The organism is Thalassospira sp. CH_XMU1448-2 (assembly GCF_037027285.1).
Taxonomy (GTDB): domain Bacteria; phylum Pseudomonadota; class Alphaproteobacteria; order Rhodospirillales; family Thalassospiraceae; genus Thalassospira; species Thalassospira profundimaris_C.
On sequence record NZ_JAYMEA010000004.1, the window covers coordinates 163042 to 178395 of the forward strand.

Consider the following 15354-nt stretch of genomic DNA (forward strand, 5'->3'; position numbering starts at 1 on the left):
CCCCGTTCGTTTTAAGCAATCCGTTCAGTACTGTCGGGGCAGATCAGCCGAGTGCCCGGTCAACGAAATCGAGCCGGTCCTGGCCCCAGAACATCTCATTGCCGATAAAATAGGTCGGGACTCCGAAAATGTTGTGATCACGTGCGGACTGGGAATTGCCATCGTAAATATTGGCGATCTCGGGCAGGTCGGCATTTTCAAGGTATTCTGCGGACAGTCCGTTTGCGATCAGAGCTTCGCGTATGACGGCTGCATCTGCGATGTCGCGTTCTCGCAACCAGATATCACCCATCAGGGTTTCGGTCAGTTGCAATACATCCTTGCCATCTTCCTGAACCGCAATGATGGTCCGCGCTGCGCGTGTTTCATCAACCGGGAAATATTTGGGATGCAGGTTAATCGGAATGTTCAGGAATTCAGACCAGCGTTTGAGTTCGACCAGTCGATAGTCCTGACGGGGTTTGGGACGTTTGGCCAGCGGGACACCGCCACCATGTTCCCACACATCCGCTGCCCGGCAGGGTTTATGAATGATATCGACACCATGTTTGCGGGCAATTTCGACAACACGCCGAAATCCGAAGAATGACCAGGGTGACTGGACAAAGAAATAATGAATGATGGGCTCGGACAAGATGACCTCCTGTTTCTGCAGCGCAGATTGTCTTTTATCAATGAGCTACAGTGCCCAAGCACAGATAGGTCGTCAAATAACCAGTCATATGGTTGCTCGGGCATGTGATCATAAATTCGTGATGGTCGTGAGGAGATCTGACCGGGTCAGTAATCAAGCCACCAGGAATGTTCATCCAACCCACCCAGAAGGACACCGTCAAAGCCGAGTTTCATGACGCCGCCAAGGTAGCTTGCTTCGCTGCCATATATCAGGCTCTGCCATTTCGGTGTCCAGTAATGGACATGATGTTCCTGCCCCCAGCGGGCAAGTAAATTGCCTTCACCGATGAAATCGGGTGATCCGGTGCGCCAGTTGCTTTTCCAGTAATAACGATAGGTTTCGGCTGTGGCGATATTGATATAGGCCATCAGTGTCCGGGGTGTTCCGGTCTTCTTGTAGCGCAACCGTTTCATATCGTCATAGGTCAGCGGGATGGTGCCGCGGTGGAACGGATCAATGATCAACGTGTCGTAATTGGTTTCGGCCAGCGCATTGATATAGGCGTCTTTGGTGCCATAAGGAGAACTGTCGAGCACCATGGCAAAGTTCTTTGCCTGACGCAGATTGTCGATCACGTGCGGGTTTGACCCGATTGGCGTCCGCGGGACCTTGGCAAGGGTCGATAACTGCATTCCCGGTGGCGGGGCAGCATAGTAAATGGCATCAAGCCCGGAAAGTTGCTTGCGAGCTGCCTGCATGTTCTCGATCTTGTTGGTGTAATCGACGATCAGATATTTCAGGCCCTCAAGCTTCAGACGGTCGAGATAGCCAAGGATATATTTGCTTTCCTCGCCATTGGTTGGCTCGCCGTAATTCTCATAGCCGAAAAACGGGGCTTCGCTCAGGATGCCATCAAGGGCGCGCAGATAATCCCGTGCCGGCTCTGCCGTGCCGCGAGCAGCAAATAACGTGGTTTCCAGATACTCGGTCAACTCCAACCCGTTCATCGCGACGATGGAAAAGTCGCTGCGATAACTTTTCGCCCACCGGCTAAGCGCAATAACGTATTCCCGCATCTTGTCGGTAAAATCGACTTTGGGCTTGCTGCTATCGCTGCCAAGACCGCGTCCTGTGGTCAGACTGTTCGGTGCAAGAGTAAAGGGTTCAAGTTGCTGGGCATGAAGGGCAAGCGGGCTGGATGCCAGAACCGCACCGCCCAATCCCAGCATGCTGCCCGCAAGGAAACGTCGCCGCGACAGACCGCCAACTGATTGCGCGGGTTTGGGTGTCGCAATCTCGTTCTGGCTATGTGTCGTCATGTTGCGGCGTGACTTGGTCATGTTCCACTCGTCGCTGTTCTCAGAGAACGACATCAAGATGCCGCTTGAAAATTGCCCTGTTGCGTAATCAGGTCTGAAACGCGTTCTCCAATGGCTATGGATGCCGTCAGACCAGGTGATTCAATACCATAGAGCATTACAAGTCCATTAAGACCGTGCAGCTTTTCATCAGCAATCATGAAATCGCGTGCGGCTTCTCCCGGTGCCTGAATTTTGGGGCGAACGCCTGCATAGCCGGTCTGAAGCGCATCCTCATTGAGGTCGGGGTAATATTTGCGAATGGCTTGGGCAAAGGCCGCCCGGCGTTCCTCCGGGACGTCATAGTCGGGCTGGTCGACCCATGTTACGTCCGGACCAAAACGTGCCTGTCCCCCCAGATCAAGGGTCAGGTGAATCCCAAGGCCGGCCTGCTCAGGGGCGGGATAGATCAGGGTCGAAAATGGTGCCTTGCCCGACAGGGTAAAGTAACAACCGCGCGCGTAGTGTTGTGGCGGGACGGTATCTTGCGGCAAGCCCGCAAAGTTCCGGCCAAGGGTCTGGCTGTGAAGACCGCCTGCGACGACAAGTTCTGCGCAGGTCAGGCTCATTTCCTCGCCATCGGCGTCGCGGGTGGTGAGTGTGTAGAGACCGTTTGCGTGATCGACCGAGACGACCTTGGTGTTAAGGGCCAGTGTCGCGCCATTATTCTCGGCCTCGCCCAGCAAGGTCACCATCAACTGGTGAGAATCGACTATGCCGGTCGACGGGCTGTGCAATGCGCCAACACAGTTCAGTGCCGGTTCACGTTCCAGTGCTTCTTGCTGGCTTAGCCACACAAGATCGGTCACCCCGTTTTCACGTGCCTTGCTTTCGATGCCATGAAGAGCTTCGATTTGATCCTGTGCTGTTGCAACGATCAGTTTGCCGGTGCGTCTGTGGCTGATGCCGTTTTCGGCACAATAGCGATACAGCATTTCGCGACCGGAAACGCACAATTTGGCTTTCAGGCTGCCCTTCGGGTAGTAGATACCGGCATGGATGACTTCGCTATTGCGTGCGCTGGTTTCGGTGCCGATCGCATCATGTTGTTCAATGATCAGAACTTCTCGGCCGGTTCGGGAAAGCGAACGTGCGCATGCAAGTCCGACAACGCCTGCGCCAATTACAATGGTCTGGATATCTGCGGTCATATTCGTTTGATTCTTTGGGGCAAAATGAGTTGGGTTTTCGGTCGTTCGGGATCAGTTGGCCTGGCGGAAATAGACTGCCTGTCCCTGATTGTCCTGTCCGTCACCTGTAACGGTTGCAGTCGTTTCGCTGGTATAGTGACCGCGGGCAAAGCTGCTGTCATTGCAGTACACATACCAGCTGCCAAAGGGCAATGTGCCACTTTGATATGCACCGCCTTCGTGGCGCCAGATACCCTCGCAATGGCGTTGGTCGTCATCAAGGATCATGGTGCCTTCGCCAGATGGCTGATCAAAATGCAGTTTACCGGTGCCACGTACACCCTGCCAGTTGGTGGTGATTGCAATGCCATCAGCCGGTGCCGGGGCAACGGAATCTGTTGACACGGGTGTATCCACGGTTGCGGCAACCTCTGCCGTGACCGGTGAGTTTTCCGGCAGCTTAATTGCCAGGCGACTGAAGAAGGCAGCGGCAAATTCCTGGGCATCAATCACGGGAAGACTGTTTTGCGGGGATACTGCACCCGTTTGCGCTTGTAGTAGTGCGGGAGTGCAGTAATAGCCAAGAATTCGGCTGCCGCGCTGTGTTTGTGTTTGAGGGTTCCATTGCCCGACAAAGGCAATACATTGGGAACCCTGACGAACAAACGGGGTAAGGGCAACAGGGCCGAAGCGGGTATCCTGTACAAATCCCTGACCATTAATGCTGGTGCGGTCTTTCAAGCTTTGGAACATCTCAAGCAAATTTTCGGGGGCCATCGCGGTACTAAACCGAAAACCCGGAGCGGACGTCGTATAGACGGCTTCAAGATACAGGTCGCTTGCTGTGTTCTGTGGTTCCTTTTCAGTGCGCGGCGCAAACCAACGGGCGACAAAGACTGTGCTGTTATCGCGATATTGACGCAGGAACGCGCGCTGGCCATCAATGCGGGTTGTATATGAGACGGGGCTCTGATCGTCGGGAATCTGTTCAAACCCGGCTGCTTGCTGTGCAAAGGCCGTAGATGTGGCCATCATCATCAAACTGGCCAATATGCCGCCAACCGCCGCCGCCCGATACCTCACATTGCGTCCTTTCATCTTGTTTTCATGCGCATTTTGGTGCTGCGCTACCCTTATCTTTACCTTTGTGCTCATAGATTGGCTAGTGATCAGTCACACGACTTCAGTCAGATGGGTTTCTTTTACCTTGATTTTTACTGGTAAAGTGGCTCATTGGGGGAGATTGGTCATGGGGACACAACCAATAAGCCTGAATAACGGAGCAGACATTCATGACGGTGGACGAGACCAGCGCAAACGGGGACAGCGCAGGCCAGCAGACCGCGACGGAAAAACAGCCGTCGTCCAAACGCGCCCATGTGATCGTGATCGGTAACGAGAAGGGGGGATCAGGCAAATCGACAACGGCGATGCATCTGATTGTTTCCCTGATGAAGATGGGATTTCGGGTCGGATCGCTTGATATCGATGCGCGGCAGGGAACTTTGACCCGTTATGTCGAGAACCGGCAAGCATTCAACGAGAAAAAACGTCTTCAACTTCCTGTGCCCGATCATCGTCCGATCTATCGCAGTGAACTTCCCGATGCCAACGAGGCCAAGCTTGACGAGCGCGAACGCTTCACGACTGCGCTGGGTGAGATGGTGCTGGCGTGCGATTTCGTGGTGATGGATTGTCCGGGGAGTGACAATTATCTGTCGCGCCTTGCCCATGCCTGTGCCGATACGCTTATTACGCCGATCAATGACAGCTTCATTGATCTTGATATGCTTGCGCGGATTGATCCTGACAGCCTTGCGATCAAGGGGCCGAGTATTTATGCCGAAATGGTCTGGGATGCGCGCAAACGCCGTGCCGCCATCGATGGCGGCACAATTGACTGGATTGTCATGCGCAACCGCCTGTCGCATCTTGATGCCCGCAACAAGCGCGACATCGCTGAAATCGTTGAAAAACTGGGCGAGCGTATCCGTTTCCGTTCTGCGCCGGGCTTTGGCGAACGTGTCATTTATCGCGAACTTTTCCTCAAAGGTCTGACCCTTCTTGACTTGCGTGAAAAAGGGGTCGGCATTCCGATGAGCATGTCCCACATGGCTGCCCGTCAGGAAGTTCGATCCCTGCTTGAAGTGATCGGGTTCAAACCGGCCGAAGGTGAAGAGTTGCCGATCTGATTGCCTGCAGCCTATATCTTAAGGGGCGCTATTCGTGCTCACACAGTATATGAAGCAGGCAGGTTTTCTTGGGACGCAAAGACATCATCTCGGATACATCGAGCAGACAGGAAGTCGATGACTTCCTGCATCGTGCGCGTGGTCTTTCTGTGCGTGCGCCGACATCTGGTCCGGCAATGGGGCGACTGGTCTTTGCAATGGACGCGACAGCCAGTCGCCAGCCAAGCTGGGACCGGGCGGCCGAAATTCAGGCCGAGATGTTTGATGCGGTTGACGGAATAGGTGCGCTTGATATCCAGCTTGTGTTTTTTCGCGGGCTGTCCGAGTGCAAGGCAAGCGGTTGGTGCCGCAATGCCAAGGCGCTCCGCGATTATATCTCCAAGGTCAGTTGCCATGCCGGGCATACTCAGATCGAGCGTGTGCTGGCGCATGTCGAACGAGAAGCCAGCAGCAAAAAAATTGATGCACTGATTTATGTTGGTGATTGCATTGAAGAGAACCCCGATCATTTGGCGCCGATTGCAGGAAACCTTGCACTCAAAGGTGTTAAGGCCTTCATGTTTCAGGAGGGCTATGACAGGGATGCCAGCTTTGCCTTTGGCGAGATTGCACGCATAACTGGCGGCGCATTCATGCAATTTGATGCGAGTTCCGCATCCAGACTTCGGGATTTGCTCGGCGCGGTGGCGAGTTATGCGGTTGGTGGGGATAACGGTCTTTCCGTTTATCAACAGAAAACCGGATCGCAAGAAGTTTTGCGTCTTGGTCATCAATTGCGAAAGCCCCGGTAATGCAGTGGGTTCTGATCGGGATTGCGCTTTTTGTTGGTGTGGGCTTTTTCATCCGCTGGATGAGCGAGGCTGAACCGAAGGATGTCCGAAAAGTCGGATTGTTCCTTATTGTCGGCCTTCTGATCCTGTTGGCGTTGTGGCTTCTTTTGACTGGCAAAATTGCCGCAATGTCGGCGGCTTTGGCCGTAACATCGCCATTTTTAGTTCGGATGATGAAGCTTGGTTATTTATGGCCATTGTTTCGACGGGTGTTTGCCTATTCCCGCCGTCGTGCCCGGCCGGGCAACATGGGGGGGAGTTCAAATGGTTCTGCCGGTTCTGGCAGGACATCGGAAATTCGAACGGAAATTCTGCATATGCTGCTTGATCTTGAAACCGGACAAATGAAGGGCTCTGTCATAAGCGGAACCTATGCCGGTGCAGATTTGGACAGCTTGGGGGTTGACGACCTGCAGTTGCTTTTTGTTGACTGTTGTTACGCAACCGACCAAAGCCAGACGGTTCTTGAGGCTTATCTTGAACGTCGTCCCGACTGTAGGGGATGGCAGGAATGGTCCCGCAACGATACTGGCAGTCAGGATGCACATTCCGGAGGAAACGACCGCAACAATGGCGATAGGAACCATGGCAATAGCAGGAGCAAAAGCGCGGCTGACATGAGTGCGGAGGAAGCGCGAAAAATCCTTGGTGTGGATGCGAATGCATCACGCGAAGAGATTAATCGTGCTTACAAGATCCAGATCAAGGCGGTGCACCCCGATCATGGTGGATCAGATTATCTGGCCGCAAAACTCAACACCGCGCGCAGCCTTTTGTTACGGCTATGTAAAGATTAGCGTGAATAATTCTTACGCTCGCTTGATCGGAGTTCCGGAAATGTGGCAGAAGCATACATGCCGTACTTTCGATCAGACTGGGCGTGCAGCGGTTGAAAAGGGAAGTGTTTGAATGTCGAGAAAAATCAAGAAGGCTGTATTTCCGGTTGCAGGTATGGGGACACGCTTTTTGCCAGCAACCAAGGCAATGCCCAAGGAAATGCTTCCGGTTGTTGATAAGCCCCTTATCCAATACGCTGTCGAAGAGGCCATCGCTGCGGGGATTGAAGAATTCATTTTCGTAACCGGCCGTGGCAAAACTGCCATTGAAGATCATTTTGATCGCTCTGCCGAACTTGAAGCGATCCTGACCGAACGCGGAAAAACCGACGCGCTTGAGACGGCCCTTGCAATGATCCCGGAAAATGGTCGTGTGACCTATACCCGTCAGGGCAATCCGCTTGGCCTTGGTCATGCTGTTTTGTGTGCCAAATCGTTGGTCGGGGATGAGCCGTTTGTGGTTCTTCTGGCCGATGATCTTATTCAGGCAAAGACACCTTGCATGAAGCAGATGGTCGAAAGTTATGGTCGCACAGGCGGTAACATGGTTGCCGTCATGGATGTTCCGCGTGAAGAAACCCAGCGCTATGGCGTTCTTGAAGTCGAAGGCACCAATGGCCGTCTGGTCAGTGCGTGCGGGATGGTGGAAAAGCCAAAACCCGAAGAAGCACCCTCAACGCTGTCGGCGATTGGCCGATATATTCTGGATCCGGGCATCTTCGAAACTCTCGAAAATATTCCGCGTGGTGCGGGTAACGAAATTCAGCTGACCGATGCACTGGCTGCCATGATCGGCAAAGTTCCATTCTATGGGTATCGGTTTGAAGGTCGCCGTTTTGATTGCGGCAACAAGATCGGTTTTCTTCGGGCGACAATGGCATTTGCCCTGGCGCGCGAAGATATGCAGGACGATGTCCGCCAGCTCATTCACGAATTCGCCGAAGGCGAAGCAGCAGAATAATCATTTGATTTCAACGATAGCTGACCGAAATGGTTCGATGATCTGTTTTGGTCAGCACCCTCTTACTAGGATTAAACTTCCATGCGTGTAGCAATGATTGGGACCGGATATGTTGGACTCGTCTCCGGAGCCTGTTTTTCTGAGTTTGGCACAGACGTGATTTGTGTCGACAAGGATGTGGAAAAAATCGCCCGTCTTGAAGGCGGAATCATGCCAATCTACGAGCCAGGCTTAGATGTTCTGGTAGAGAACAATGTCAATGCAGGTCGTCTGACATTTACCACGGACCTCAAAGAAGGTGTCAGTGGCGCAGATGCAGTGTTTATCGCGGTTGGAACGCCGACCCGTCGTGGCGACGGTCATGCGGATCTCAGCTATGTCTATGCTGCTGCCGAAGAAATCGCAGAAGCAATGGAAGGTTTTACAGTCATTGTGACCAAATCGACGGTTCCGGTCGGAACCGGTCGTGAAGTTGAGCGCATTATTCGTGAAAAGCGTCCGGATGCCGAATTTGCAGTGGTTTCCAACCCGGAATTCCTGCGAGAAGGATCGGCGATTGGCGATTTCATGCGCCCGGATCGTGTCGTTATCGGTACGAGCGACGAGCGTGCCCGCGAAGTCATGTCTGATCTGTATCGTCCGCTTTATCTGATTGAAACACCGATTGTCTTCACCACGCGTGAAACCTCGGAAATGATCAAATATGCGGCTAATACATTCCTTGCTGCCAAGATTACCTTCATCAACGAGATCGCCGATCTCTGTGAGAAGGTCGGTGCAGACGTGCATGACGTTGCCCGCGGCATTGGTCTTGATGGCCGTATAGGCAAAAAATTCCTGCATCCCGGTCCGGGCTATGGCGGATCGTGCTTCCCGAAGGACACGCTTGCACTGGTGCGTACCGCACAGGAACATGGCAGCCCGCTTCGCATCATCGAGACGGTTGTTGACGTGAATGCCAAACGCAAGAAAGCCATGGCTGATCGTGTGATTTCTGCCTGTGGTGGTTCTGTGGCTGGTAAGACCATCGGTATCCTCGGTCTGGCATTCAAGCCAAACACCGATGACATGCGCGATGCACCGAGCTTAGATATCGTTCCGGCCCTGATTGCAGCGGGTGCAAAGATCAAGGCATTCGATCCCGAAGCCATGGGCGAGGCCAAAAAGCTTCTTGATGGCATCGAATATTGCGATGGCGCGTATGACGCGATTTCCGGTGCTGATGCCATGGTCGTTCTGACCGAATGGAACGAATTCCGCGGCATGGACCTTGATCGTATCAAGGATGCGCTGGTTCACCCGACCGTGGTTGATCTGCGTAATGTTTATGACCCGACCGAAATGGCTGAAAACGGTTTTAGCTATTCCTGCGTCGGACGTGCAACTATTGGAGGCTGACCCAGGCTATGACGAATTCCGCAGCACACAAGTTTGACAGTTCGGTATTGCGTGAATACGACGTACGCGGGGTTGTCGGGGATACCCTTCATGCCGCAGATGCCAATGCATTGGGCAAGGCGTTCGGGACCATGGTGCGTCGGTCAGGAGGCAAGCGCGTCGCTTTGGGGCGTGACGGGCGTCTGAGCTCGCCCGAACTTGCTTCGGCGCTGGCAGACGGCATTCTTTCGACCGGCTGTGATGTCGTGCTTGTCGGCCGCGGCCCGACCCCGATGCTTTACTTCACGGTTTATGACGAAAAAACCGATGCAGGTATCATGGTTACCGGATCGCATAACCCGTCAAACTATAACGGGTTCAAGATGCTCAATGCCGGCAAGTCTGTTTTTGGTGCCGCCATTCAGGAACTGGGTAAAATTGCCGCTGCCGGGGATTTCGAGACCGGGCAGGGAACCGCAACCGAAATTGATGTCGAGGACCGGTTTGTTGCCCGTCTTCTGGCGGAACTTGATTGTGACGTTCCCGATCCGATGACCATCGTCTGGGATTGTGGCAATGGTGCCGCCGGTGATGTTGTTCGCAAGCTGACAGCCCAACTTCCGGGAACGCATCATTTGTTGTTTGACGACATTGATGGCACTTTCCCCAACCACCATCCTGATCCGACGGTTGAAGCCAATCTGGTTGATCTCAAGGCCGCCGTGGCCAAGCATAATGCCGATTGGGGGGTTGCCTTTGATGGTGATGGCGACCGTATTGGTGTGATTGATGGCAAGGGCAATGTCCTTTGGGGGGATCAGTTGCTTCAAATCTATGCCGCTGATGTCCTTGAACGGCAGCCAGGCGCGTCGATTATTGCCGATGTCAAGGCAAGCCAGACCCTGTTTGACGAGGTTACCCGCCTTGGTGGCAATGCCATTATGTGGAAGACCGGTCACTCGTTGATCAAGACCAAAATGATCGAGGCAAAAGCCCCGATTGCAGGCGAAATGAGCGGCCATATCTTCTTTGCTGAGCGCTATTATGGCTATGATGACGCAACGTACGCGGCGGTTCGTCTGTACCGTATTCTGGTCCAAAGCGGTAAAAGTCTTGCGCAATGGCGCGAAGCCATGCCGGTTGCAGTCAATACACCGGAAACCAGGATTGATTGTCCTGATGATCGCAAATTTGCCCTGATCGAAGAAGTGCGTGCGCGCCTTGCCGAGGCTGGTGCAGAGGTTAGCGGCATTGATGGCGTACGTGTCAGTACTGTGGATGGCTGGTGGTTGCTGCGTGCCTCCAATACCCAGCCAGCCATCGTTGCGCGCTGCGAGGCAGCAGATAACGATGGACTGATCCGGCTCAAGGCCCAGGTAACAGATCAGCTGGTTAAAAGTGGACTGGCATCAGATGACTTCTTTGCCCCCGGTGGCGGGCATTGATCCGACCATAACCCCGACGGCTTGATGTCGACACGGGATTTTGGACAAAAACAAAGGCTGTCAGATTGCTCTGACAGCCTTTGTTGTATCTTGATATTGTGGGAGTTGTTTAACCAGCGCCGCCGGAATTAACCGGGATACACGCCAGTTTTTCACGGCGCAGTGCTGCGCAAGCGGCGCGGGCTTCGCTTTCACCGTCAAAACCAAGAAGACGTGCGCGGTAAACGACACCGGTTCCGCTTGCCTGCTGTTCAACAGCCGCGCGGGTCAAACGCAACACATCCGGCGCCGTACGGGCGGCTGCAAGAACAGCTTCCTGTGCCCGACGCTGATCGCTGAACGCACCAACCTGAATGGCCCAGCTTCCATTGGTTTCCGGCTTCATGCGGGTCACCACGGTCTGTGTATCAATGCGGCCGGGTTGCTCTGCTTCACGCATGGTTTCACGCTTGGCCATCAAAAGCTGGGCATCGGCGGGAAGAATTTTATCTTCCGGGCTGACGCGTGGACGCGGAACCCTTATTTCGCCTTCCTTCGTCAGTTCGACATAGGCGCTATCAAGGAGCTTTTTCATCTGATCGTCACGGGTACGGGCGGTTCTGCCACCAAACACGACGCCGATCAGGCGTTTGCCATTACGGTTGACCGATGCAACAAGGTTAAAGCCCGAAGCATTGATATAGCCGGTCTTGATCCCGTCGGTTCCGTAATAGGACGCCAGAAGGTTGTTGTGGTTGCCATAGGTGCGGTCACCGAAACGAAACTTCTGGGTGGCAAAATAGTGGTAGTAGCTGCCAAAATTCTTGCGAAGCGCAACTGCAAGCGTGATCATATCACGCGCTGTAGTCATCTGGCCGCGATTGGGCAGGCCAGATGCATTGCGGAAGGTCGTCCGTTTCATGCCAATGCGACGCGCTTCGGCCGTCATCATCTGGGCAAATTTGATTTCTGTGCCGCCAAGATGTTCAGCAACAACGACGGCAACATCGTTGGCCGACTTCGTTACCAGTGCAAGAATGGCGTCCTTGACCGAAATGGTATCACCGGGCTGAACACCCAGTTTGGACGGCGCCTGTCCCCATGCACGCTTGGATACTTTCATTGGAGTTGACAGCGATACCTTTCCGCTATCAAGGGCGTCAAACAGCATATAAAGCGTCATGATTTTGGTCAGGGACGCAGGGTACACTTTATGGTCTGCACGATATTCATGCAGTACGTCGCCCGTATCACCATCGATGACCATGGCGGTATAGGTTCGCGCCAGCGCCTTGTTCGGGACAAGGGTCGCAGAAAGCGTGATTGCTGTCAGACACAAAAACGCAGCCAAACAGGCACGCAGAAAACGGCTGCGTGTCAAAAGCGGTGTCTTGGCCAACGCATTTGGCCCGGAAGGGGTCATTAAACGCATTATTCGGGCTCGGCTTTCGGTAGTCCCCAAGAACTAAATATAACCAATCTGGCATCACAGACTTAAACAAATGTTTAAGACCGTCAATTTTCGGCTTTTCTAATCGCGGCCATTCTGTGACCATCTTTCTGCGCCAATGTCACTTTTATATCTCCTGATCGGCAAAAAATCGAGGATCGAATGGTGAAAAGAATTGCCCCACTTCTCAAAACGATAAGCATGAAACGTGCCAGTTTGGCAGGGGTGGGGGTGTTTACACTTGCTGCCGTAGGGCTGGCCGGGTGCGCTTTCACGGAAAATAGTGACGTCAGTAATCCGCTGGTGCGCAAGTCGGCCTGGTTTTCGTATTTGAACGCAGATGATTTGCGCACGGCCTGTTCTGCCGGTGATGCAGAGGGTCGGATTCGCATCATCTATAATGCCGACTACTATAAAGAAGTTCGTGTCTTCGAGCTTGAGCCCAAAGCTGGCAACCAGCAATTCGATCTGACAACGCGTGTGTTCGGACCTGCTCAGGTCAGTGAAATCAATGTCGAGATCAATGCGCCTTTGGGAGTGTTCGGGGGAGAGCAGAGCGTTGATGTGATCGGACGCGATGACTATCTCGCGGTCACCGATGCCTTGCAAAAGGACGGATTTGGAACCCAGCAGGGCCGCGATGGTGTCCGACTATATTCCGACGATTTTTACTGGGTCGCACTTGGGTGCTCATCTGGCTACGTAACGCTGGGGACATGGATGTCCGGCGTTGATGATTTGCGCGCACTTGGGTTCCCGGCCGTGTTAACGAATTTGTCGAGCATCGAAACAAAGCTGCCGGAGCCGCCAGCGAAGGATAAAGCGCGTTCGCAATCAGCGGCACAGCTTCAAACCATTCAAAATAGCGAGTCTGGTACATTTTACCGGACTGTGCGTGGAAATATGCTGCGCTAAGGCGTGGACCGGATTGGAAATGTCTTCAAACGGGGATGCATGGAGATGCATCCCCGTTTGCATTTATGCCGCATTGCGAAATCAAGTTTGTCGCTAGAACTTTGTTGCTGCTGATCTTTTGTCGGCGCAGCAACGTCCGGACACGAATTTGTAACGTTTCCAAATGCGGATGCTGTGATTGGGTCGCTGTTTTGTCACCAAACTGTGCTTGACCTTTGGGGGGAATTCCATCTAGGGTTATGTTGCGATGCAGCATGAATTTGGGGCGTCCGCCCCGGCAAGTATGAGGTTGGAGACAATGGCTGTTTCAAAACAAAAGACCTCTGGGAAATCAGGTAAAAAAGCACCTGCTCCCGCCAGGGCCACAGCGCCCGCAGCACCGGTGTCATCTGTGGCTTCCGGACAAGTATCAAAATCGACCGCCGGGACTGCTTCGACAGGTGCAGAGCTGCCAGCCAAGCGGGTGGTGATGACCTCGTCAGAGATAGAGGCCGCGGCAAAGCAGGTAGATGATGCTCCTGTGCCCAAAAGTGATGCCGTTGTGGAAGATGTTTCGACGTCAAAGAACGCCCCGGTAACGTCAAAGGATGGTGCTTCGGTATCGGGCACCACGATTGATGAGGCAGGGACGCCAGTGCCAGTCAAGCTGACTGAAAATGCTCCTTCTGTGCCCGAGCCCGCCGTGAAGGCTGCGCCGAGCAAGGTGGCAGCCTCAAAAGTAACGCCGGCGACCCAAAAGGTTGCCCCTGTGAAGGCTGCTCCCAAGTCGTCATCCAAGCCAGCGTCAAAACCAGCCGTTGTTCAAGCGAAATCTGATGTCAAACCGGTACCGGCTGCAACAGCCACCGCTGCATCCTCGTCCAAGCCGGTAACGTCTTCTGAAACTGAAAGGGCCAGCACCGTGACTACGACAAGCAAGTCCGTAACTGAGACCAAAAAAGCAACAGCCTCGATTGCCCCGAAAAAAGCCGCGGCCCCGAAAAAGGTTCCCGCAGAGGCCCCGTCTGTTGCAAAATCTGCTAGCAAGTCGGCTGAAAAGCCGGTTGCAAGCAAGGAGGAGGCGCCGAAGCAGGCTTCGAAACCCGCTGCGCCAAAAGGGGATGATCTGTTCGGGTTTGGTCCGATGTTCATGGCGCCCGATGCGATGGAAAGTTATCTGGAACTCTGGAAGGCGCCCGAAATTGACGCGATTGTCGAAGCCGGAAATGATGCGCTTGAAGAAAGCGTAGCTGTCGCAAACGATGCGTTTGCCAAGCTGTTTGATGCAATGACCGGGCAGTCGGACGTGATTTCTGATGCCGGATCGCGCATTGCGGCCCAATGTGAAGAATTGGTCGATATGCACCAGAAAAATCTGGAAGAAACCTGGCTGGCTTCCAAGACTGTGTTCGAGAAAACTGGTGGTATTGGTGCAGAGCTTGCAGCTTGGATGCAGCGCGAGATCGAGGCATCTCAGGACGATCTTGATGCGCTAACCAAGGCTGAAAGCCTGTCCGACATTCAGGAACTGCAATCGAAAATTCTGACGCGCTATGTCGAAAGCAGCGTTGCCGAGGGCGAAAAGATTCAGGAAATCATGTTCTCGGCAATGTCAGATAGCTTTAACGCAATGACCAAAGCCGCTAGTGCTGTCATGAAATGACGGCAGATCAACCGGTTTTTCGGACCTTGCTTTGAATATGGAAACGGGCATGACATTGGTTGTGCCCGTTTTCTTTTGGCGCGATGGCCGGTTTGTTCGGGTTTCGAGTGCCGCGATCACGCGGGTTCGCACGAAGTTTACAGATTGATCTTGCAGCGGCTCAATCGCAGCCTAAATGAATTGAAGATAGACGATAAATTAGTGACACGATTTTAAGCTGCGGCCTTTGAAAGAGCCTGGCAATGACCTATCATGAAGTTCATGCAGGAAATAAGGGTTCCGGTAAGTAAACAATGACTGAACAGGATAATGACGGCACTGATCTGCCGAACACGGGGATCGTAACAAAGACACGGCCCAAGACGAAAAAGCCGTCCATGTACAAGGTGCTGTTGCTGAATGACGACTACACTCCGATGGAGTTCGTTGTGCACGTATTGGAACGGTTTTTTGAAAAGGGCCGCGAAGAAGCCACCGAAATCATGCTTCAGGTTCACCGCAAGGGCGTTGGAGTATGTGGTGTGTTCACTTACGAAATTGCGGAAACCAAGGTTAACCAGGTCATGGACCTGGCCCGCCAGAATCAGCATCCGCTGCAGTGTACCTTAGAGAAGGAGTGACAT

Annotated in this window: 14 protein-coding genes; 9 read left to right on the forward strand and 5 right to left on the reverse strand. The window is 53.4% G+C overall.

Annotation, left to right across the window (positions count from 1 at the left end):
• Positions 1-43: 43 nt before the first annotated feature.
• From WA318_RS15855 to WA318_RS15870, 4 genes are all read right to left on the reverse strand, one after another.
• Entirely contained in the window at positions 44-634 is a 591-nt protein-coding gene (locus WA318_RS15855; RefSeq protein ID WP_114098329.1) for a 2-hydroxychromene-2-carboxylate isomerase, read from the reverse strand.
• Positions 635-780: 146 nt separating this feature from the next.
• A complete protein-coding gene (locus WA318_RS15860) occupies positions 781-1956 on the reverse strand; it encodes a hypothetical protein (protein WP_258548705.1) in 1176 nt (391 codons plus the stop codon).
• Positions 1957-1988: 32 nt separating this feature from the next.
• Complete coding sequence (locus WA318_RS15865; RefSeq protein WP_114098328.1) at positions 1989-3125, reverse strand: NAD(P)/FAD-dependent oxidoreductase; 1137 nt, start codon at positions 3123-3125, stop codon at positions 1989-1991.
• 51 nt (positions 3126-3176) lie between these two features.
• Positions 3177-4202: a hypothetical protein gene (locus WA318_RS15870; protein ID WP_336082664.1), complete on the reverse strand. Its 1026-nt coding sequence runs from the start codon at positions 4200-4202 to the stop codon at positions 3177-3179.
• A 194-nt stretch (positions 4203-4396) separates the two neighbouring features.
• On the opposite strand from WA318_RS15870, the gene WA318_RS15875 reads away from it, so the two are divergent.
• From WA318_RS15875 to pgmG, 6 genes are all read left to right on the forward strand, one after another.
• Entirely contained in the window at positions 4397-5296 is a 900-nt protein-coding gene (locus WA318_RS15875; protein WP_114098326.1) for a division plane positioning ATPase MipZ, read from the forward strand.
• A 68-nt stretch (positions 5297-5364) separates the two neighbouring features.
• Entirely contained in the window at positions 5365-6087 is a 723-nt protein-coding gene (locus WA318_RS15880; protein WP_114098325.1) for a VWA domain-containing protein, read from the forward strand.
• Positions 6087-6923 (forward strand): molecular chaperone DnaJ, encoded by an 837-nt coding sequence (locus tag WA318_RS15885; RefSeq protein WP_114098324.1) that lies wholly within the window; start codon positions 6087-6089, stop codon positions 6921-6923. The genes WA318_RS15880 and WA318_RS15885 overlap by 1 nt, the downstream gene beginning before the upstream one ends.
• Before the next feature lie 112 nt (positions 6924-7035).
• Positions 7036-7923 (forward strand): UTP--glucose-1-phosphate uridylyltransferase GalU, encoded by an 888-nt coding sequence (gene galU / locus WA318_RS15890; RefSeq protein WP_336082668.1) that lies wholly within the window; start codon positions 7036-7038, stop codon positions 7921-7923.
• An 81-nt stretch (positions 7924-8004) separates the two neighbouring features.
• Positions 8005-9321 carry a UDP-glucose dehydrogenase family protein gene (locus tag WA318_RS15895; RefSeq protein ID WP_336082670.1) on the forward strand — a complete coding sequence of 439 codons (1317 nt, stop codon included), beginning with the start codon at positions 8005-8007 and terminating at the stop codon, positions 9319-9321.
• 8 nt (positions 9322-9329) lie between these two features.
• Positions 9330-10745, forward strand: coding sequence for a phosphoglucomutase/phosphomannomutase PgmG (pgmG, locus tag WA318_RS15900; protein ID WP_336082672.1), 1416 nt, complete (start codon positions 9330-9332; stop codon positions 10743-10745).
• A 109-nt stretch (positions 10746-10854) separates the two neighbouring features.
• Here pgmG and WA318_RS15905 read toward each other — a convergent pair whose 3' ends face one another.
• Entirely contained in the window at positions 10855-12156 is a 1302-nt protein-coding gene (locus WA318_RS15905; RefSeq protein ID WP_258548704.1) for a D-alanyl-D-alanine carboxypeptidase family protein, read from the reverse strand.
• A gap of 219 nt (positions 12157-12375) precedes the next feature.
• On the opposite strand from WA318_RS15905, the gene WA318_RS15910 reads away from it, so the two are divergent.
• The 3 genes from WA318_RS15910 to clpS all read left to right on the forward strand — a co-directional run bounded on the left by WA318_RS15910 (position 12376) and on the right by clpS (position 15351).
• On the forward strand, positions 12376-13089 hold the full coding sequence (locus tag WA318_RS15910; protein ID WP_336082676.1) for a hypothetical protein: 714 nt from the start codon (positions 12376-12378) through the stop codon (positions 13087-13089).
• Between the two features lie 391 nt (positions 13090-13480).
• On the forward strand, positions 13481-14731 hold the full coding sequence (locus WA318_RS15915) for a phasin family protein (RefSeq protein WP_336082678.1): 1251 nt from the start codon (positions 13481-13483) through the stop codon (positions 14729-14731).
• Positions 14732-15024: 293 nt separating this feature from the next.
• Positions 15025-15351, forward strand: coding sequence for an ATP-dependent Clp protease adapter ClpS (gene clpS / locus WA318_RS15920; RefSeq protein WP_008890601.1), 327 nt, complete (start codon positions 15025-15027; stop codon positions 15349-15351).
• The last annotated feature ends 3 nt before the right edge of the window (positions 15352-15354 follow it).